We start from the raw sequence: 20,139 nt of genomic DNA, 5'->3' as shown, positions 1-20,139 counted from the left end.
CGCCTTCGCGAGCAAGCCCGCTCCCACATTTACCGCATCAATCAGAAGTGGAAGTTGGTGCTCAACAGCGCCGTACGGCCCGCCGCCTGGTTGGCGAAGTGGGTCGAGAAGGCTTTGTCGTAGTAGGTTTCATTGGTCAGGTTTTGCACGTTGAGTTGCAGGTCGACGTTCTTGCTCAGCTTGTAGGCGGCCATCGCGTCGTAACGTACATAGGAATCGACCATGGTGGTGTTGGCCACGCTGCCGTAAACGTCGTCGACGTAGAACGCGCCGCCACCGAGGGTCAGCTTCGGTGTGACCTGATAAGTGGTCCACAGGCTGGCGCTGTTTTTCGGCGTGTTGGGCAACTCGTTACCGTTGTTGATTTTGTTGGCTGGCAGGTCACCGCCGTCCACCTGTTCGCTGTCCATGTAGGCGTAGCCGGCGAACACTTGCCACTTGTCAGTGATCTTGCCGCTGGCCGACAGCTCGATACCTTGCACGCGGGTCTTGCCGGCGTTCTCGTAGGAGGTGGTGTCGACTTGTACGCGAGCGTTTTCTTTCTCGGTGCGGAAGATGTCAGCGGTCAGCGACAGGCGATCGTTCAACAGATCCCACTTGGTGCCGATTTCGTAGTTCTTGGTGGTTTCCGGCTCCATGTCGCTCTTGAGCAGGTTGCCGTTGCGATCCGGGGTGCCGCCCAGCGGGTTGCCTTCCTGGCCTTCACCGAGGGTGTTGCCCGGTGGCGTCGCGGAGGTCGCGTAGGAGGCGTAGATGCTGCCGTTCGGTGCCGGTTTGTAGACCACGCCGAACTGACCGGTGACGAATTCGCTGGTGTCATCACCCTTGGAGGTGGTGGTGCCGGCGTTGTTGTAGGTCTTGTAGTCGGTGTCGAAGTGGTCGTAACGCAGGCCCATGTTCACCAGCCACTGCTCGGACAACTCCAGGGTGTCGAACGCATACAGCGCGTAAGTGTTGGCCTTGGTGTCGGTGCCGGCGTAGTTGCGCGAGATCGCGCCGTTCCACGGATCGTTCGGGTTCGGGTTCGACAGCGAGGTGCAGTTGTAGCCGCTCGATGCGCCAATCATCGACGGGGTGCAATTGGTGGTCGCAGCGCTGGTGCGCGGCGTGGTGTCAGTGTTGACGTTGTACGAGGACTTCTGGCCTTCCTCGCGGGTGTATTCGACACCGGTGGAGAAGCTGTTCTTGAAACCGGCGACGTAGAAATTGCCGAACAGGTCAGTCTGGTTGGTGGTGGTCTCGGTGTTGCTGACTCGCGTGTTGGCACGGCGCCAGACGCTGCCATTGTTGACGTTGCCCTTGCTGTCGTCCGGCTGAGTCAGGATGTAATCCTGCATGCTGGTGCCGTGGCGCAGGGTGTTCTTGATGGTCAGCGAGTCGCTCAGGTCATGCTCGATGGCGAAGGTCGCGGTGTCGGTGCGGCCCTTGCGGAAGTCGCGATCCAGACCGTAGAAGTTGCTGTGATCACCACCGGCGTACGGCTTGTCCGGGTTGGACTTGGTGCGTGCTGCCGAACCGCCAGCCGGAATGGTGTAGGGAATGCCCGAGTCCGGGGTGTCGTTGCTTTCCAGATGGTAGTAGTCGAGGTTGACGCGGGTGTCGGTACCCAGGCCAAACGCCAGGGACGGCGCGATACCCCAGCGATCGTAGTCGACCTTGTCGCGACCGGCGACATTGCTCTCGTGGCTCATCAGGTTCAGGCGGCCGGCAGCGGTGTCGCTGAACTGGTAGTTGCCGTCCAGGGTGTAACGCTGGGTCTGGTCGGAACCCCAGGTGAAACCACCATCAAACGAATTGCCCAGGTGCGCTTTCTTGCTCACCAGGTTGATGCTGCCGCCAGCCGCGCCGCGACCGCCGATGGCGGAGTTCGGGCCCTTGCTGACTTCGATGTTTTCCACGGCAAAGATTTCGCGACTTTGCGAACCGGTGTCGCGCACGCCGTCGAGGTAGGTGTCGCCCTGGGCATCGAAACCACGAATGAACGGGCGATCGCCCTGCGGGTTGCCGCCTTCACCGGCACCGAAGGTGATGCCCGGCACGGTGCGCAGCGCGTCCTGCATGTTCAGGGCGCCGGTATCTTTCAGGACTTGTTGCGGAATGACGGTGACCGAGCGCGGCGTGTCGACTAGCGGCGCGGTGTACTTGGGCGAGGAGGCTTTTTCGACCTGGTAGGACGTCGAGTCCTGCGCTTCGCCGGTGATGGCGGTAGCGTCCAGAGCGATGGCATTGCCGGAAGCTTTGCTGTCGGTCTTTTCCGCGGCGAAGACCATGTGCCCAGCAGAGCCGGCGGTGATGGCAACACCAATGGCCGAAGCAAGCAAACGTGGTGAACTGACCGGCAATTGAACCTGTTGACGTGACATTTTTATTCCCCTCCCCAAGGATTTGAGGTCGCGGAATATAGGGTAAACAGGTATTCGTATCAATTGCGAAACATTGTTATTCGCGACGAATTTACATTCTTTACAATTTAACCTTACGGTTTTTGCCGATTCATCCGTCGTGCGGGTTTTACACAGCCAATAAGAATCAATACCATTGGCATCCCTTTACCATCAGGTACGATCGCCATGCTGCTGCACATCCCCGGCCTGTTCGCCAAAGCAGAAGTGCAGCGCATCCGCGAGGCGCTGGAGCAGGCGGATTGGGCCGATGGCAAGATCACCGCCGGCTATCAGTCGGCGAAGGCCAAGCACAATCTGCAGCTCCCGGAAGGCCACCCACTGGCCAAAGAAATCGGCGCAGCGATGCTCGAACGGTTGTGGAAAAATCCGCTGTTCATGTCGGCCGCGCTGCCGCACAAAGTATTCCCGCCGTTACTCAACTGCTACACGGCGGGCGGCAGTTTCGACTTTCACATCGACAACGCCGTGCGTCAGCCCAAAGGCAGCATCGAGCGGGTGCGCACCGATCTGTCGGCCACACTGTTTTTCAGCGAACCCGAGGATTACGACGGCGGCGAGCTGGAGATCCAGGACACTTTCGGCACGCAACGGGTGAAACTGCCCGCCGGCGATATGGTGCTGTACCCCGGCACCAGCCTGCACAAGGTCAATGCCGTCACCCGCGGCGCGCGTTATGCGTCGTTCTTCTGGACGCAAAGTCTGGTGCGCGAAGACAGCCAGCGCGCTCTGCTGTTCGAGATGGACGGGGCGATCCAGCAGCTCACTCAAGACATGCCCGATCACCCGTCGCTGATCCGCCTCACCGGCACCTATCACAATCTGTTGCGGCGCTGGGTCGAGGTATGAGTTTTCAACTGCGACGCGAAGAAGTACTCGACGGCGCCCAGCTCAACGCCATGCTTGAAGAAAGTCCGGCGCGTGCGGCGCAGGCGATTCTGCTCGCGGCCGGCCAGGGCATTGTTGAAGCGCAGGCGCTGCTCGGGCAGATCCTGCTCGATGGCCGTGGCATCGCCCAGGATCAACCCTTGGCACTGCGCTGGTTTGGTATCGCTGCCGGGCAAGGGCACTTGATGGCGCGCAACATGCTGGGGCGTTGTCATGAACATGGCTGGGGGTGTGTGGCGAATGCCGCGATTGCCGCGCAGCATTATCGAATCGCCGCTGACGCGGAGCTGGATTGGGCGATGTACAACCTGGCCAACCTGCTGGGTACCGGGCGCGGAGTGACGTTGGATCATGCTCAGGCCCTGGGGTTGTATCAGCGCGCCGCTGAAGCCGGCCACGCCAAGTCGATGAACCTGCTGGGGCGTTATCTGGAAGAAGGGCTGGTCTGTCGGGCCGACCCGGTCGCCGCGCGCGACTGGTACCGACGCTCGGCCGAGGGCGGAGATTTTCGTGGGCAGTTCAGTTATGCCGCAATGCTGGCTGATGCTGGATTGATCGAGGACGCACTGGGCTGGTTGCGCAAGGCACTGGCTACAGGGAACGTGAATTTTCTGCGGGTGAGCATGGGTTCATTATCGAGCGCCCGTCATCCGTCGATTCGCCAGATGGCCGATGCTTATCGGCAGCGGCTTGGGGAATTGCTCGTCGCTTGAGTCATTAAAAAGTCTTTCGGTTGGCCACTGGTTAGTTGGCTTTTCTGCTTCTTGTATTTAATTTTAATAGTTAATAACTTGGCGAATTAGTTGTATCTGCCTACTGTCGGGTTCGATGTTGTTCAAGTGATTGGAAGTTTCTTGTCGACATCGAAAATAAAATAGCCGTTATTAATATCCACGGAAGACAAGGAGTCTTTGATGGAACTCAAGTTAAATGACAAGGTGGTCGAGGCCGCCGCGAAAGCGCCTCTGGCATTTGTAAATGCCTCGCTGGGCGTGGGTGAGGAATATAACCGGGGTACCGGTATACAACTGACCAAAGAGCAAATTATCAGTCTCAGGAAGTATGAAGTTCTCGGCCTCTCGCTGCCCGTCCGGTTGCAAGATGTTATTGCCTATCTAAACTATGGTGCGGGTGATGAAGGCGGCGTGGGCCTGAAAGCGGGAGATTTCCTGCGTACCTTCAGCATGACCTATGATCACGCCAAACGCTGGTCGCCATTGCGCGAAAAGATCATGTTGACCGGTAACGATCTGAGAATCTTTGCTGGCAGTATTATCCGCACGGGTAACGCCATTGTTGAAGTGTATGAGGATCTCAAGGCCTCGAGGTATCTCGAAGAGCACAACATCAATACGCCTGAGGAATACCTGAATCTGCAACGGCAGATTCCGGGTCTGCCTGATCTTGACCTGTCTTCGGAAGATATCCTGGATATCAAGGCGTATCTCAATGACCTGTTGGCTAAAGTAGCGCATTGTCATCAGGAAGCCGAGCGCGTTCGGGCCCTGCTGGACAGTTTTGGCGCCGATATGCGTGAAAAGGTGCTGCCGGAAATTGCCTTGCGACTGCAGTTCGTCTCCAGGAACACTTATCAGAACGATACCAAGGCGCTGCAGGAAGTCATTGATCAGCGCGCAAAAGAAATTGATGAACTGAACAAACAGTACGATCAACTGGTGCAGGAAGCGATCAAGTCGGCGGCCACCCTGAATATTGGCGGATTGATTCTTGGCATTTACCAAGGCGTCAAGGCCGAGAAAATCCGCTCTGAACGTAATCGCCTGAAGCAACTGCAGCAGGTCGATAACCAGAGTATGGCAAGCAAGAACCAGACGCTGAGTTCGTTGAACAAGGTTCGAGATGATTTGCAGAATTTGAGTTACGTGGCGATTGAAGCCGAGGTCGCGACTCAGAACCTGATGCTGGTATGGAATGCCCTCAGTGATTACGTCGAGGCGTCGTTCAAGGAAGTTGACGGTATTTTCGAAGCGACTTCGCTACGCCGTTTCAAGATTCAATTACTGAGTATCATCGATCCCTGGGAGCAGATAAAAGTCAGCTCTGATCAGTTGCTGAAAGTGTTTGAAGAGGCTGACAGGGAATATGAAAGAAGTGGGCTGGTTGTTCGGAGTGGGTCAATGATGTCTTTGCTATCGGTTAGTTCGGCTGTACCCGCATTCAACATGCCCCGCCTGCGTGAGCATAATGCGGGTGTGCAGGGTCTTAATACCACGGCTCAGATGCTCTTCGAGCAATTCGATTACATGCCTGGAACTGTCGGGGCCATGAACAATCTGGCGCTCGCCATCAACAAGGCCACCTACGATCTGCGGAGTCAGGCACAGGCCACCAGCATTTACCTGGAACGCGCCGATAAAAAACTGCGCAGCTATCAAGCTGAGCTGGAGTATCCGGACGACGCGGACGAAGTTCGCGAGGATATGGAGGTCGAGCTGAAGAATATCTTCAACAAGGTGGCGGTGCAGAACGAAGATCTGAAAGCTGTGCACAAGAGCATCAGCGCTTATTACGATCGCAGCGCCTCGGCCGAGTGGATCGTGACGCTCAAGGCCGAGCGTGTCACCACGATCGAGCTCAAGGCCAGATCCGACAAAAAACTCGCAGACCTGACGATCGAAATGAAGTCTGTTTCCGAGGGTATTGATCTGATCGCCAAGGCTGGCATCGAGAAAATTGGCGAACAAGCGCAGTTGTCTCTGGAAAACCTCAAGGCATTGGGACTGGCGCCACCTCAGGTGCAAGTTGCCCTGCTGGCTATCGAGACGCTGAAGAAACTGATTTCCGGCATTGGCGAGGCCGTTTCCTTTCTCAATATGCTGGCAGCGTACAACCGGCTGAATGAACAGGCAGGTGATCTGCGCACACAGATCAACAAATACAGCAAAGACCTCGCGCGCATTGAAGGCCGGATCGAGCTGGTCGAAACCCTGGATCAACTGGACGACGGCCGTGCGGCTTACGCTGGAGAGTTCAGCGTTCTGATCGATGACTTTACCCGCTTCGCCAATGATTTCAGACAGAACACTGCGCTTCCCGTTGAAACCCGGGCGCAAGCAGCGATTGATCGAGTCGCCGAAGTCGTCAGGCATCTACAGAGCATTCATCAATAACAAGGAGCTGGAAAGGTGGGCGAATAGCCTGCCTTTCCTGAAACGGCATGAATGCTTTGGCTTATGAATTTTCAGCGATGCAACGGCGTGTACTGGACCGTTACGGGCGATTTCTCGGCACCTTGCCGACGACATTCAATGCGATACCGCTGGTCTTCGAGCGCCGGAGAAAGGCAGGGCATCAATTGGCCGTCCTGGCCAAAGACTCGCGTCTGGAGAACGCCCGGTTCAATCAGCGCTATCTGCAGGATTTCTGGGCGCGTACCGAAGCGTCGAGGCGTCTTGGCGCAGGGTATCTAGGGGATCTGCAAGTGTTTACCCGCGAAGCCCTGGATATCACAGGCAACACCTCCAGACACGAGCCTGTCAGCCAGGTGGACTTTCGGCTGTTCAGCCTTTCGCGGTCGACCAGCTGGCAGTTGTTCCCAGCAGAGGATGTGCCTGACCTGATCCACGAACTGGCACTGCGTTTCTATGCGCTGCAGGCCGAGATACGGCAGCTGAAATACACAGTCGTGGAAGTGTACGACGAGTCATTTGGCTTGAAGTCAGTGTTTCTCGGCGCTATGGATCACCGCTCCTGCCTGTGTCATGCGACGCCAACCGTTGCCGAAGGGTTGTTTGGCGATTCATTGACGACGCCTGTCTGGGATCTGGCTTATGCATCGACCGATCCGGCCATCAGGGCGGCTGAATACCAGGCTGATATCGCGGCGTTATTCAATGGGTTCGTGTCGGTGAATACGCAGATGGGGCTATTCATCGAAGCGCTTTATCAGCGCCTCGACAACGTGTGCAATCAACTCTTGCAGGCGAAGGCTGCGGTGAAACTGAGTGAGCTGAATTTCAAACTCGCCGCGATGACCGAGAGCGCCAATGAGTGCATGGCAATGCTCGATCATCTTGAGGCGTGGCTGCGCCCATAAAAAAAGGCCCATGATTGCTCATGGGCCTTTTTCTCAATCGCTACGTATTACACGTAGAACGATTTCAGCGGCGGGAAGCCATTGAATTCGACGGCGCTGTAGCTGGTGGTGTAAGCACCGGTCGACAGCCAGTACAGACGATCACCGATGGCCAGGTTCAGCGGCAGACCGTACTTGTAGTTCTCGTACATGATGTCGGCGCTGTCGCAGGTCGGGCCGGCGATGACCACTTCTTCCATCTCGCCTTTCTTCTCGGTCCAGATCGGGAACTTGATCGCCTCGTCCATGGTTTCGATCAGGCCGGAGAACTTGCCCACATCGGTATAAACCCAGCGCTCGACGGCGGTGCGGGATTTACGCGCAACCAGTACCACTTCGCTGACCAGAATACCGGCGTTGGCAATCAGCGAACGGCCCGGTTCCAGAATGATTTCCGGCAGGTCATCGCCGAAGTCTTCCTTCAGGAAGCGGATGATTTCTTCGGCGTAGGTTTCCAGGCTGTTGGTGCGGGTGATGTAGTTGGCCGGGAAGCCGCCACCCATGTTGATCAGCTTCAAGTGAATGCCGTCTTCTTCTTTCAGGCGTTCGAAGATCACTTTGACCTTGGCGATCGCCGCGTCCCAGACACTGATGTCGCGCTGTTGCGAACCGACGTGGAACGAGATGCCGTACGGCACCAGGCCCAGGTCGCGGGCGAGGATCAGCAGGTCCATGGCCATGTCGGTCTGGCAGCCGAACTTGCGCGACAGTGGCCAGTCAGCGGTGGTCGAGCCTTCGGTGAGGATACGTACATAGACTTTTGCACCCGGCGCAGCCTTGGCAATGTTGCGCAGGTCGGCTTCGGAGTCGGTGGCGAACAGGCGCACGCCCTTCTCGAAGAAGTAGCGGATGTCCTTGGACTTTTTGATGGTATTGCCGTAGCTGATCTGGTCCGGGCTGACGCCACGGCTCAGCACTTTGTCCAGCTCATAGATGGAGGCGATGTCGAAGCTCGAGCCTTTCTCTTTGAGCAGGTCGATGATCTCGACAGCCGGGTTGGCCTTGACCGCGTAGTAGACCTTGGCGAATTCGAAACCGGCGCGCAAGTCATCGTAGGCCTGGCTGATCATCGCGGTGTCGATCACCACGAACGGGGTTTCCTGTTTGTCGGCGAACGCCTTCATTTTCTGAAAGGTTTCGCGCGCGAAATAGTCTTCGACCTGGATCGACATGCTGGAGTGCTCCTATGGGCAAACGGGTAAAAACATGGGTGTAAATGAACGTCCTCCGTATCCCCACTTTGGTTCGCCTACTTCCCAAGGCATGTCGCCGAAAGCAAAAAGGCCACGGGCGTTTTTGCCCTTGGCCTTGCTGTCTCGTCGTCAGTACTTGAGCCGGATGGATCGTTTCCAGCATGGACGTTCGGCGCGAACTTTAGGGCGTGAGGGGCCTGAGATCAACTAAAAATGTCGCGTTTTTGCACGCTTCTGACGTACGTCGCGGATATCACTCTTTGTAGCCGACCCAGATGACGGACAGATGTTCCCGGGGAATTTTCATGTGTTAAAAATACCTGCACGTTCGCGGCTTTTGTCGGCTAACTCTTGGGTAAGTGCGATAGGCGCAACATCGGCGACGTTGGCGGCGAGAGGCGGGTGTGAGGGGGATTTTGGTTGTTTGTGCGGGTGTCTTTGCAGAGGTGCTGCGGACATTGCTGTTGAGATTCTTTTCCGCCCTGTGAATGCCCCCAAAGATTGCGCGAATCCTGTGGGAGCGAGCCTGCTCGCGAAGACATTTTCACAGCCAACATCATTGTTGCCTGTTATTGCGCATTCGCGAGCAGGCTCGCTCCCACAGGTCAGGTGTTTTTACGCGACCACAGCCTCAGCCGGCGAGACGATATTGGTCTTCATCCCGCGCGAACGACCCGAGCTCAGGTAAGCCGCAATCGACTCCTGCGTCACCTCACCAAGGAACACCCGCTCGGCATCCATCACCGGCAGCCACGAACGGTTGAACTCGTACATGCGCGACAGCAGGATGCGCAGGTGTTCGTCGTACGCCGCGGTGGCGTTGAACTCACGCAGATACTGCGCGCAGGTGCCGGTCTGGCGGTGCAGGTCGCGACGACGCACATAGCCCAGCGCCTTGTTCTCGGCACAGGTGACCACCACATAGCGTCGGTCATGCTCGTCCATCAACTCCAGCGCATCGGCCACCGGGGTTTCGGGGCTGACTGACGGCGCGTTGTCCGCTGCGTCTTCAGCCTTCACCAGCAGCAGGCGTTTGAGGGTGCTGTCCTGGCCGACGAAGTTGCTGACGAAATCATCTGCCGGATGCGCGAGCAGGGTGTCCGGATGATCGATCTGCAGCAGTTTGCCGGCGCGGAAGATCGCTATCTTGTCACCGAGTTTGATCGCTTCGTCGATGTCGTGGCTGACCATGATCACGGTCTTGTTCAGCGCGCGCTGCATCTCGAAGAACTCGTTCTGGATCATCTCGCGGTTGATCGGGTCGACTGCACCAAACGGCTCGTCCATCAGCAACAGCGGCGCATCCGCCGCCAGTGCGCGGATCACGCCGATGCGCTGCTGCTGGCCGCCGGACAGTTCACGCGGATAGCGATGCAGATACTGTTTGGGTTCCAGTTTGATCATGCTCATCAGTTCGCGAGCGCGGTCGTGGCATTTCTGTTTGTGCCAGCCGAGCAGTTTCGGCACCACGACGATGTTCTCTTCGATGGTCATGTTCGGGAACAGGCCGATCTGCTGGATCACGTAGCCGATGTTGCGGCGCAGGGTGACTTCGTCGAGGTCGGTGGTGTCTTCGCCGTTGATCAGGATCTTGCCCGAGGTCGGCTTGATCAGGCGGTTGATCATTTTCAGCGTGGTGCTTTTGCCGCAACCCGATGGCCCGAGGAACACACAGATTTCGCCTTCATTGACGGTCAGGCTCACCGAGTCCACGGCTTTGACATCTTTGCCGTTGCTCTGGAAGGTCTTGCTGAGGTTTTGAAGTTCGATCATTTGAGGAGTCCTTTTGGAGTCAGCGTACGTTGCAGCCACTGCAGGAGAAGGTCGGCGAAGATCGCCAGAAGACTGACCAGCAGCGCGCCGACGATCAGCATCGACATGTCGCTGCGGCTGATGGAGGCGAGGATCAGCACGCCAAGGCCACCGGCGCCGATGGTCGCGGCGATGGTCATCACGCCGATGTTCATCACCACCGCGGTGCGCACCCCGGCGAGGATCACTGGCACTGCAATTGGCAACTCAACCATGCGCAGGCGCTGGCCGAAGGTCATGCCGATGCCGCGTGCGGCTTCACGAATGCCCGGTTCGACGCCCGTCAGGGCGAGGTAGGTGTTGCGCATGATCGGTAGCAGTGAGTAAAGGAACACTGCGGTAATCGCCGGCATCGGCCCCAGGCCCTGGCCGAACTTGGAGTAGAACGGCAGCAGCAGGCCGAACAGAGCAATCGACGGCACGGTCAGCAGCACCGTGGCGCTGGCCTGCAAGGGACCGGCGAGGCTCGGGAAGCGCGTCATCAGAATGCCCAGCGGCACACCGATGAGAATCGCCAGCGTTACCGCGATGCCGACCAGGGTGATGTGCTGCCAGGTCAGGTGCATCACCTGCTGCCAGTCGAGGTGGGAAAAGGCGTTGAGAAATTCCATGACTTTTCCTCCTTAGTTGAGTGGGTGCTGGCGCAGGAAATCCGCGGCCACTTTCGATGGGCTTTCGTGATCGACATCGACCCGCGCGTTGAGCTGGCGCATGGTTTCGTCGTCGAACAGTTGCGCCAGCGGCTTGAGTTGCTCGGCCAGTTGCGGGTGCGCATCGAGGTAGGCCTGACGCACCACCGGCGCGGCGGTGTAGTCGGGGAAGTAATGCTTGTCGTCTTCCAGCAGCTTCAAGCCGAAGGCGTTGAGGCGGCCGTCGGTGGTGTAGACCAGACCGGCAAACACCTGGCCGTTGCGCAGCGCGGTGTAGACCAGCCCGGCGTCCATCTGGCGGATGTTCTTGCGGGTCAGGTTCATGTCGTAGAGCTTGACCATGCCGTCCAGACCGTCGGAGCGGTTGGCGAACTCGGTGTCCAGCGCCACCAGGTGATTGGTCTTGGCTTCATCGCGCAGCACCTTGTTCAGGTCGCTGATGGTGTTGATCTGCGGGTACTCCTCGGCGACTTTTTTCGGCAGGGCGAGGGCGTAGGTGTTGCTGAATTTCGACGGGGTCAGCCAGATCAGGCCTTTTTTCGCGTCGAGTTCTTTGACCCGGGCGTAGGACTGTTCGCTGTCGAGTTTTTCGGTGACATGGTTGTAGGCCACCAATGACACGCCGGTGTATTCCCAGAGCATGTCCAGTTGTCCGCTTTCGTGGGCGCTGCGGGCGAGGTTGCTGCCCAGACCGCCGGTGATCTGCGCGTCGTAGCCTTTGCTGCGCAGGTATTGCGCGGTGATTTCCGCGAGCAGGGTCTGCTCGGTGAACACCCGGGCGCCGAGGCGAATAACCGGTTTTTCGGCGGCTTGGGCCAATCCTGCAAACAGCAGGACGCAGCTTAAGATCAAGCTAAATCGTTTCATATTCATTCCTTCGCAAGAGCCTTAAGACGGGCGCAAACCGCGTTCCAGCCAGAGACGGCTGGCGAGGGTGACCACGCCATCGAGCAGCAGGGCCAGCAGCGCAGTGCACGCGGCGCCGAGCAGCAGTTGCGGCTGATTGTTCAGGGCGATGCCAGGGAAGATCAGGCTGCCGAGGCTGTTGGCGCCGATCAGGAAGGCCAGCGGCGCGGTGCCGACGTTGATCGCCAGTGCCACGCGCACGCCACCGATGATGATCGGCACGGCGTTGGGCAATTCGACTTTCCACAGCACCTGGCGCGGGGTCATGCCGATGCCGACGGCGGCTTCCTTCAGCGAACCCTGAACGTTTTTCAGGCCTTCGTAGGTGTTGCGCACGATCGGCAACAGGGACGCGAGGAACAAAGCGAAGATCGCCGGACCACTGCCGATGCCGAGAACCCCCAGGGCAATCGCCAGTACAGCCAGCGGTGGCACGGTGTTGCCGATATTGAAGATCTGCATGAAGCGTTCAGCGCGGCCGACCATGGTCGGGCGACTGAGGAAGATACCGGCGGGGATGCCCACGACCAGGGCGGCCAGCATTGAAGCGAGGACGAGAATCAGATGAGCTTGCAGGTAAAACAACAAATCGTCGCGGTAGTGTTCGATCGTGTTGATGCCGATCCAGTGAACCAGCAGGGCCAGGAGCGCGATAACCACCGCACCTCCCATCAGCCCTTTGCCATAGCGGATAGCCACAGGCGGACTCCTTTTCTTGTAGTCGGCGAACGCTCTCCCGTGTGGCATGCCAAGCCTTGGCTGCCGGGAAATAAACGTTCGCGAGAAGCAGCTCCTTCAGCACCGGCAACAAGCGGTCTGAAAGCGAGCCATGAGCGCAGCCTCGTCAGGCTAACTTGCTGATTTTTCAGCCCCTGACGAAATGTCGTAACAGGGGATGGACGTCTCCATGCTTTAAAAGGTTCCCATCTGGGGCAGCATTTGGCCACCCTTAATGTGCTCAACGGTTCGGTTATTGCATCGAGTTGGGCTATAATCGCGGCCCTTTTTTGAATCACCGCCAGGCGATTTCCCATGACCAACCAGGCCGCCGAAGTCGCGAAACGCCGCACTTTCGCCATTATTTCCCACCCCGATGCCGGTAAAACCACGATCACCGAAAAGCTCCTGTTGATGGGCAAGGCGATTGCAGTGGCCGGTACGGTGAAATCCCGTAAATCCGACCGCCATGCGACATCCGACTGGATGGAGATGGAGAAGCAGCGGGGTATTTCCATTACCACGTCGGTCATGCAGTTCCCGTATCGCGAACACATGATCAACCTGCTCGACACCCCGGGCCACGAAGACTTCTCCGAAGACACCTACCGCACCCTGACGGCGGTCGACTCGGCGCTGATGGTGCTCGACGGCGGTAAAGGCGTTGAGCCACGGACCATCGCCCTGATGGACGTCTGCCGTCTGCGTGACACGCCGATCGTCAGCTTCATCAACAAACTCGACCGTGACATCCGCGACCCGATCGAACTGCTCGACGAAATCGAAGCCGTTCTGAAGATCAAGGCTGCGCCGATCACCTGGCCGATCGGCTGCTACCGCGACTTCAAGGGCGTGTACCACCTGGCCGACGACTACATCATTGTCTACACCGCCGGTCACGGTCACGAACGCACCGAAACCAAGATCATCGAGAAGCTCGACTCCGACGAGGCGCGCGCGCACTTGGGCGACGAGTACGATCGCTTCCTCGAACAGCTGGAACTGGTGCAGGGCGCCTGCCACGAGTTCAACCAGCAGGAGTTCCTCGACGGTCAACTGACTCCGGTGTTCTTCGGCACTGCATTGGGCAACTTCGGTGTCGACCACGTGCTCGACGCTGTAGTTGACTGGGCCCCGCGTCCGCTGGCCCGTGTCGCCAACGAACGTACCGTGGAGCCGGTGGAAGAGAAGTTCTCGGGCTTCATCTTCAAGATCCAGGCGAACATGGACCCGAAGCACCGCGACCGCATCGCCTTCATGCGTATCTGCTCCGGCAAGTACGAGAAAGGCATGAAGATGCGCCACGTGCGTACCGGCAAGGATGTGCGCATCGGCGACGCCCTGACGTTCTTCTCCTCCGAGCGTGAACAGCTGGAAGAGGCGTACGCCGGCGACATCATCGGTCTGCATAACCACGGCACCATCCAGATCGGCGACACCTTCAGCGAAGGTGAAGTCCTCGGTTTTACCGGTATCCCGCACTTCGCCCCGGAGCTGTTCCGTCGTGTGCGTCTGCGTGATCCGCTGAAGTCCAAGCAGTTGCGTCAGGGTCTGCAGCAGTTGGCCGAAGAAGGCGCGACCCAGGTGTTCTTCCCGGAGCGCAGCAACGACATCATTCTTGGCGCCGTCGGTGTGCTGCAGTTTGATGTGGTCGCCAGTCGTTTGAAGGAGGAATACAAGGTTGAGTGCTCGTATGAGCCGATCACTGTTTACTCCGCGCGCTGGATCGAGTGCAGCGACAAGAAGAAGCTTGAGGAATTTTCCAACAAGGCGGTGGAGAACCTCGCACTGGATGGTGGTGGGCACCTGACCTACCTCGCTCCGACGCGGGTTAACCTGGCGTTGATGGAAGAGCGGTGGCCGGATGTGAAATTCCGTGCGACGCGTGAGCATCACTAAGCGCTGAGTTGGTTTGTTCGAAAGCCCCTGAGGTGTAGGCCTTGGGGGTTTTTTTTGGCGCTTTGTCTTGGCGGCCTTTGGGCCGACCAGGTTCTTGGTTTTTTTTGTACATATCCGTTTTTTTGGTAACGGCTACTTAGGGTTTCGCCCTTACGGCGAGTCACCTTTTCCAAACGCCGAAAAGGTAACCGAAAAGGCTTGCTCCTACGTTCGGCCCGCTCGCTGGGGCTCGGGGTCCCTTCGCTCCGGGATTGATCCGGGCGCAGCGCCTCCGGTTTGCTTCGCTGCACCTCCTCTCGCTGTGTTTGGCTGCGCCAAACGGTCGCTGCGCTCCCACCCCCGGATCAATCCCTCCACTCAGCCTTCCGACGTCGCCCGTGGATCAAGATCAAAAGCTTTCGGCGAGCTGACACTCGGCCATTTGAGTGGTGAAAAGCATGCGCCTGGCTTTAGCTTTTTCTGTGGGAGCTGGCTTGCCAGCGATGGCGGCCTGATAGCCCACCAAGCTCTACCTGAATGCACCGGGTCCAAACTGTGGGAGCGGGCTTGCTCGCGAAGGCGGCCTGACAGCCGACCAATTTCTACCTGAATACACCGGTTTCAAACTGTGGGAGCGAGCTTGCTCGCGAAGGCGGCCTGACAGCCGACCAGTCTCCAGCTGAGCGCACCCATTCCCACTGTAGGAGCCAGCCCGCTGGCGATGACGATCTGACAGCAGACCATTTTTTCTAATCCAATTGAGCGACTGAAGGAAGCTCCTTGCAGGGACTGTAGGACGAATCCGTATTTTGAGATCTCGAGGTTCTTGAGCGCGACAACCGGCGCGCTGGACGTTAGTGTTCAAGGTCATGCCGGTCGCTTTGAGAGGTCAATGGAATGACGCGCAACCTCATCCATCTGCTGCGCCCCAATGGCTATTTCAGTCTGATGGCCTGGGTGCTTGCGGCGTTGCTGTTCATCAATCGTCTGAGCAGCATGGTCAAGTTGTTCATGGCGCTGTATCTGCGCCAGGAGCTGGGGCTGGCGATTGAAACCGTCGGCTGGTTGCTGTCGGCCTATGGTGCCGGGTTGTTGGTCGGTTCGATGCTCGGTGGGCTGCTCAGTGATCATGTGCGCACGGCGCGGCTGACGGCGACGCTGTTCTTTGTTTCGGTGTGGGTGTTGATCCTGCTGGGGCTGGTCACGCAAGTACCGTTGCTTGCGGCATTGCTGTTGCTCAGCGGGACGATCGATGGGGCCATTCGCACCCTGCACCAGCGCCTGATCATGGAGTACTGCGAAGTCGCTCAACGCTCGCGCGCGCAGGCCTTGAGCCGGGTGGCGCGCAACCTTGGCATGGCCGCCGCAGGTGTGGCGGGCGGGGTGTTGGCGCAGACGGATTTTCGCTGGGTGTTTTTCGGCAGCGCGGCGATGACGCTGTTGGCCTTGCTGTGGTTTGTTCGTACTACGTGGCGTCGGCCGGTACTGATCAATGACGCCCCCTCTACAAACGGCGCCGGTGGATCCGTTGCGCCGTTTTACGATAAAGCGTTCCTGTGGTTGCTCGCGGCGACGGCCGTGCTTGGCATTGCATTCGACACGGTCTACAGCACGCTGGGCAATTATCTGCGTGATTACTACCACTTGAGTACCGAGGCGATCGGCTGGCAGTTCGGGCTCAATGCGTTGCTGGTGATCGCCTTGCAGATTCCCTTGTCACACTGCGGCGAGCGTTGGGGCACGCGGCGGCAAATGCTCGCGGGGAGTTTGTTGCTGGCCGGCGGATTGGGCATGTTGCCGTTCGGATCCGGGCTGGCGTTCGTCTGCCTGTCGACGGTGATCTGGACCTTGGGCGAGGCGTTGTTCATGCCGCCGCTGAATGTGCTGGCGATGCAATTTGCCCAGCGCGGCAAAAGCGGCCAGTACTTTGGTCTGTTCTTTATGAGCTGGAGCGCCAGTGCGCTGTTGTCGCCGGTGCTCAGCGGTCAGTTGTACGGCAATTTCGGTGGCCATAGCGTCTGGCTGGGTAGCGCCGTACTGGTGTTGATGTCAATTCCCTTGACGTGGCAAGCGACCCGTCCGCTTAGCTGATTCCGCGATAGGTGTTATTCGAAACCTGTCTGTCTGTGGAGGGCATTTCTGTCTGCTCGTTAGCGTCCTATCTGGTGAACCCGACGGATCGGAACTAGATTTCACACAGCGCCAGTCAGGCACCCATGTCTCACCTGAAAGTGGATGGAGTCAGCTATGAAAAGCAGGTTGCTACGGTTTTTATTGCTATTGAAAGTGATGGTCATGCTGTCCCTCGGCACCGCGACGGCCTGGGCGGAGTGCGAGGATCACGATTCCCAGGCCTTTAACGGCCAGGTCGGACACAGCGGCCTGATGCTCGCCAAGTCCGAATCAGAGCCAGGTGATCAGGGGCAGGGTGGCAGCGCCGATGACGATGACTCGACTACTGATGAACCGGACTCTGATGATCCGGACGACGAAGGCGACAGCCAGACGTAAATCGCAAATAAAAGAAAACCCCTTCTTCCCCGACTGATGCGCAATCGGGGGAGAAGGGGTTTGGTTAACGCTTTAGCGACAACTCAAGTTCCCTGTGGGAGGGGGCTTGCTCTCGAAAGCGGTGAGTCAGTCACCATTATCAGTGACTGTCACACCGCATTCGCGAGCAAGCCCGCTCCCGCACTTTCGTCCGCCGTTAATCAGGCGGCGCCGTCGAGGAATTGCTCGGCGTAGTGGCAGGCCACCTGGCGATTATCCAATTCACGCAACAACGGCTCTTCAGTGCTGCAACGCTCGGTCGCGTACGGGCAGCGCTTGTGGAACGCGCAGCCCGGTGGCGGGTTCAGCGGGTTGGGCAATTCGCCGACGATCTTGATTTTCGGCTTGTTCGGGTCCGGGTGAATGGTCGGGGTCGCCGACAGCAACGCCTGGGTGTACGGGTGCAGCGGACGTTCGTAGATAGCGTCTTTCGGGCCCATTTCCACCGGGCGACCGAGGTACATCACCATCACGTCATCGGCCACATGTTGCACCACCGCCAGGTTGTGCGAGATGAACACGTACGCGGTGTTGAACTCTTGCTGCAGATCCATGAACAGGTTCAGCACCTGTGCCTGAATCGACACGTCCAGTGCCGAGGTAGGCTCATCCGCGACCAGCACTTTCGGTTGCAGCATCATCGCCCGGGCGAGAGCGATCCGCTGGCGCTGACCGCCGGAGAACATGTGCGGATAGCGCTGGTAGTGCTCGGGACGCAAGCCGACCTGCTTCATCATCGCCTGGACTTTTTCGCGGCGTTCAGCGGCGGACAGGTTGGTGTTGATCAGCAGCGGCTCGCCGAGTTGGTCACCGACTTTCTGCCGTGGGTTCAACGACGCGTACGGGCTCTGGAATACCATCTGCACGTCTTTGCGCAGTTGTTTGCGCTGGGCCTTGTCGGCGCCAGCCACTTCCTGACCGGCGATTTTCAGCGAACCGGACGACGGCTCTTCAATCAGGGTCAGGGCGCGGGCGAGGGTGGATTTGCCGCAGCCCGATTCGCCGACCACGGCGAGGGTCTTGCCGGCTTCCAGTTCGAACGACACGCCGTTGAGCGCGCGCACGGTGGCGTGCCCCTTGAACAGGCCACGGGAGACTTCGTAGTGACGGGTCAGGTCGCGGGCGGTAAGTACGACGGCCATTACGCCACCTCCTGGTTCAGCGGGAAGAAGCAGCGGGCGAGGCTGTGGCTTTTCGGATCAAGGGCCGGACGCTGCGCGCGGCAGGTGTCCTGCACGTACGGGCAGCGCGGCGACAGCAGGCAACCCTGCGGACGGTCGTAGCGGCCCGGGACGATGCCCGGCAGTGTCGCCAGACGCTCGGCGCCCTGGCTGTGTTCCGGAATCGCCTTGAGCAACGCTTCGCTGTACGGGTGTGCCGGGATGTCGAACAGTTGCGGCACCTGACCGACTTCGACAGCCTGGCCGGCGTACATCACGCACACGCGCTGGGCGGTTTCGGCCACGACCGCGAGGTCGTGAGTGATCAGCACCAGGCCCATGTTCTGTTCTTTCTGCAACGCCAGCAGCAGATCCATGATCTGTGCCTGAATCGTCACGTCCAGCGCCGTGGTCGGTTCGTCGGCGATCAGCAGTTTCGGTTCGCCGGCAATCGCCATGGCAATCGCGACACGCTGGCTCATACCGCCAGACAGTTGGTGCGGGTAGGCGTCCATACGGCTGGCGGCGCCCGGGATCTCCACTTTTTCCAGCAGTTCGATCGCACGTTTGCGCGCTTGCTTGCCGGACATTTTCAGGTGCAGACGCAGCACTTCTTCGATCTGGAAACCGACGGTGTAGCTCGGATTCAGCGCGGTCATCGGGTCCTGGAACACCATCGACAGGTCTTTGCCGACGATTTGCCGACGTTGACGATTGCTCAGCTTGAGCATGTCTTTGCCGTCAAAGCTGAGCGAGTCGGCGGTGACGATGCCGGGATGCTCGATCAGGCCCATCAGCGCCATCATGGTCACGGATTTACCCGAACCCGATTCGCCTACGATCGCCAGGACTTCGCCTTTGTCGACTTTCAGGTCGAGGCCATCGACAACGGGTGTCGCGGTTTTGTCGCCGAAGCGAACGTTGAGATTCTTGATTTCTAGCAGTGACATGGGAATCTCCTCAGGCGGCGTTCTTGAGTTTCGGGTCCAGCGCATCGCGCAGACCGTCGCCCATCAAGTTGATTGCCAGCACGCTGAGCAAAATGGTCAAACCAGGCAGACTCACGACCCACCAGGCGCGTTCGATGTAATCGCGGGCCGAGGCCAGCATGGTGCCCCATTCAGGGGTTGGCGGTTGTACGCCAAGGCCGAGGAAGCCCAGTGCCGCAGCATCGAGAATCGCCGAGGAGAAGCTCAGGGTGGCCTGCACGATCAGCGGCGCCATGCAGTTCGGCAGCACGGTGATGAACATCAGACGTGGCAGACCGGCACCGGCCAGGCGCGCGGCGGTCACGTAGTCGCGGTTCAGTTCGCCCATCACCGCAGCACGGGTCAGACGCACGTAGGACGGCAGCGATACCACAGCAATGGCGATCACGGTGTTGATCAGGCCAGGGCCGAGGATGGCGACGATCGCCACAGCCAGCAGCAGGGACGGCAGGGCCAGCATGATGTCCATCAGACGCATGATGGTCGGGCCGATCATTTTCGGGAAGAAACCGGCGAACAGACCCAGCAGGATCCCCGGGATCAGCGACATCACCACCGACGACAGACCGATCAGCAGCGACAGGCGCGAACCCTGAATCAGCCGTGACAGCAGGTCGCGACCCAGTTCATCGGTGCCGAGCAGGAATTGCATCTGCCCGCCTTCGAGCCACGCCGGTGGCGTCAGCAGGAAGTCACGGTATTGCTCGCTTGGGTTATGCGGCGCGACCCACGGCGCGAAGATCGCGCAGAAGATGATCAGCAGCATGAACAGCAGGCCGGCAACCGCGCCCTTGTTCTTGGAGAAGGCTTGCCAGAATTCTTTGTACGGTGACGGGTACAGCAGGCTTTGATCCGCGCTTGGGGCGGAAGTGGCTACTGAGGATGTTGGAGTGCTCAT

Annotated in this window: 16 protein-coding genes; 7 read left to right on the top strand and 9 right to left on the bottom strand. The window is 58.7% G+C overall.

The window, feature by feature from the left end; genetic code table 11:
* Positions 1 to 41 precede the first annotated feature (41 nt).
* Complete coding sequence (locus ACM6I7_RS16365; RefSeq protein ID WP_096795326.1) at positions 42 to 2,363, bottom strand: TonB-dependent receptor; 2,322 nt, start codon at positions 2,361 to 2,363, stop codon at positions 42 to 44.
* Positions 2,364 to 2,570: 207 nt separating this feature from the next.
* On the opposite strand from ACM6I7_RS16365, the gene ACM6I7_RS16360 reads away from it, so the two are divergent.
* From ACM6I7_RS16360 to ACM6I7_RS16345, 4 genes are all read left to right on the top strand, one after another.
* The gene (locus tag ACM6I7_RS16360) at positions 2,571 to 3,251 is read left to right on the top strand and encodes a Fe2+-dependent dioxygenase (protein WP_027610799.1); all 681 of its coding nucleotides are present in this window, start codon (positions 2,571 to 2,573) and stop codon (positions 3,249 to 3,251) included.
* On the top strand, positions 3,248 to 4,003 hold the full coding sequence (locus tag ACM6I7_RS16355; protein WP_414888879.1) for a tetratricopeptide repeat protein: 756 nt from the start codon (positions 3,248 to 3,250) through the stop codon (positions 4,001 to 4,003). Before ACM6I7_RS16360 ends, ACM6I7_RS16355 begins: the two co-directional genes overlap by 4 nt.
* A gap of 201 nt (positions 4,004 to 4,204) precedes the next feature.
* The gene (locus tag ACM6I7_RS16350; protein WP_414888877.1) at positions 4,205 to 6,421 is read left to right on the top strand and encodes an alpha-xenorhabdolysin family binary toxin subunit A; all 2,217 of its coding nucleotides are present in this window, start codon (positions 4,205 to 4,207) and stop codon (positions 6,419 to 6,421) included.
* 47 nt (positions 6,422 to 6,468) lie between these two features.
* Entirely contained in the window at positions 6,469 to 7,347 is an 879-nt protein-coding gene (locus tag ACM6I7_RS16345) for a hypothetical protein (protein ID WP_097090484.1), read from the top strand.
* 47 nt (positions 7,348 to 7,394) lie between these two features.
* Here the strand turns inward: ACM6I7_RS16345 and ACM6I7_RS16340 are convergent, their stop codons facing one another.
* From ACM6I7_RS16340 to ACM6I7_RS16320, 5 genes are all read right to left on the bottom strand, one after another.
* Positions 7,395 to 8,558, bottom strand: a complete 1,164-nt coding sequence (locus ACM6I7_RS16340; protein WP_150370265.1) for a type III PLP-dependent enzyme — start codon at positions 8,556 to 8,558, stop codon at positions 7,395 to 7,397.
* A gap of 636 nt (positions 8,559 to 9,194) precedes the next feature.
* Entirely contained in the window at positions 9,195 to 10,352 is a 1,158-nt protein-coding gene (locus ACM6I7_RS16335) for a betaine/proline/choline family ABC transporter ATP-binding protein (protein ID WP_414888876.1), read from the bottom strand.
* Entirely contained in the window at positions 10,349 to 11,002 is a 654-nt protein-coding gene (locus tag ACM6I7_RS16330; protein ID WP_007965673.1) for an ABC transporter permease, read from the bottom strand. The genes ACM6I7_RS16335 and ACM6I7_RS16330 overlap by 4 nt, the downstream gene beginning before the upstream one ends.
* A 12-nt stretch (positions 11,003 to 11,014) precedes the next feature.
* Positions 11,015 to 11,908: a glycine betaine ABC transporter substrate-binding protein gene (locus tag ACM6I7_RS16325; protein WP_096795329.1), complete on the bottom strand. Its 894-nt coding sequence runs from the start codon at positions 11,906 to 11,908 to the stop codon at positions 11,015 to 11,017.
* Between the two features lie 21 nt (positions 11,909 to 11,929).
* On the bottom strand, positions 11,930 to 12,619 hold the full coding sequence (locus ACM6I7_RS16320; protein WP_169843207.1) for an ABC transporter permease: 690 nt from the start codon (positions 12,617 to 12,619) through the stop codon (positions 11,930 to 11,932).
* 360 nt (positions 12,620 to 12,979) lie between these two features.
* Between ACM6I7_RS16320 and ACM6I7_RS16315 the strand changes: the two genes are divergently transcribed.
* The 3 genes from ACM6I7_RS16315 to ACM6I7_RS16305 all read left to right on the top strand — a co-directional run bounded on the left by ACM6I7_RS16315 (position 12,980) and on the right by ACM6I7_RS16305 (position 17,053).
* Entirely contained in the window at positions 12,980 to 14,563 is a 1,584-nt protein-coding gene (locus tag ACM6I7_RS16315) for a peptide chain release factor 3 (protein WP_027610807.1), read from the top strand.
* Positions 14,564 to 15,439: 876 nt separating this feature from the next.
* Positions 15,440 to 16,633, top strand: coding sequence for an MFS transporter (locus ACM6I7_RS16310; protein ID WP_027610808.1), 1,194 nt, complete (start codon positions 15,440 to 15,442; stop codon positions 16,631 to 16,633).
* A 156-nt stretch (positions 16,634 to 16,789) separates the two neighbouring features.
* Positions 16,790 to 17,053, top strand: a complete 264-nt coding sequence (locus tag ACM6I7_RS16305) for a hypothetical protein (protein WP_027610809.1) — start codon at positions 16,790 to 16,792, stop codon at positions 17,051 to 17,053.
* A 200-nt stretch (positions 17,054 to 17,253) separates the two neighbouring features.
* On the opposite strand, the gene ACM6I7_RS16300 is transcribed toward ACM6I7_RS16305, so the two are convergent.
* From ACM6I7_RS16300 to ACM6I7_RS16290, 3 genes are read right to left on the bottom strand one after another with little or no spacing between them, the layout of a single operon-like run.
* Complete coding sequence (locus tag ACM6I7_RS16300) at positions 17,254 to 18,234, bottom strand: peptide ABC transporter ATP-binding protein (protein ID WP_027610810.1); 981 nt, start codon at positions 18,232 to 18,234, stop codon at positions 17,254 to 17,256.
* The gene (locus ACM6I7_RS16295; RefSeq protein WP_027610811.1) at positions 18,234 to 19,202 is read right to left on the bottom strand and encodes an ABC transporter ATP-binding protein; all 969 of its coding nucleotides are present in this window, start codon (positions 19,200 to 19,202) and stop codon (positions 18,234 to 18,236) included. Before ACM6I7_RS16295 ends, ACM6I7_RS16300 begins: the two co-directional genes overlap by 1 nt.
* A gap of 10 nt (positions 19,203 to 19,212) precedes the next feature.
* On the bottom strand, positions 19,213 to 20,139 hold the full coding sequence (locus ACM6I7_RS16290; protein ID WP_027610812.1) for an ABC transporter permease subunit: 927 nt from the start codon (positions 20,137 to 20,139) through the stop codon (positions 19,213 to 19,215).

The organism is Pseudomonas sp. IT-93MI4, assembly GCF_949767635.1.
Taxonomy (GTDB): domain Bacteria; phylum Pseudomonadota; class Gammaproteobacteria; order Pseudomonadales; family Pseudomonadaceae; genus Aquipseudomonas; species Aquipseudomonas putida_A.
This window is presented reverse-complemented; position numbering and strand designations above follow the sequence as displayed.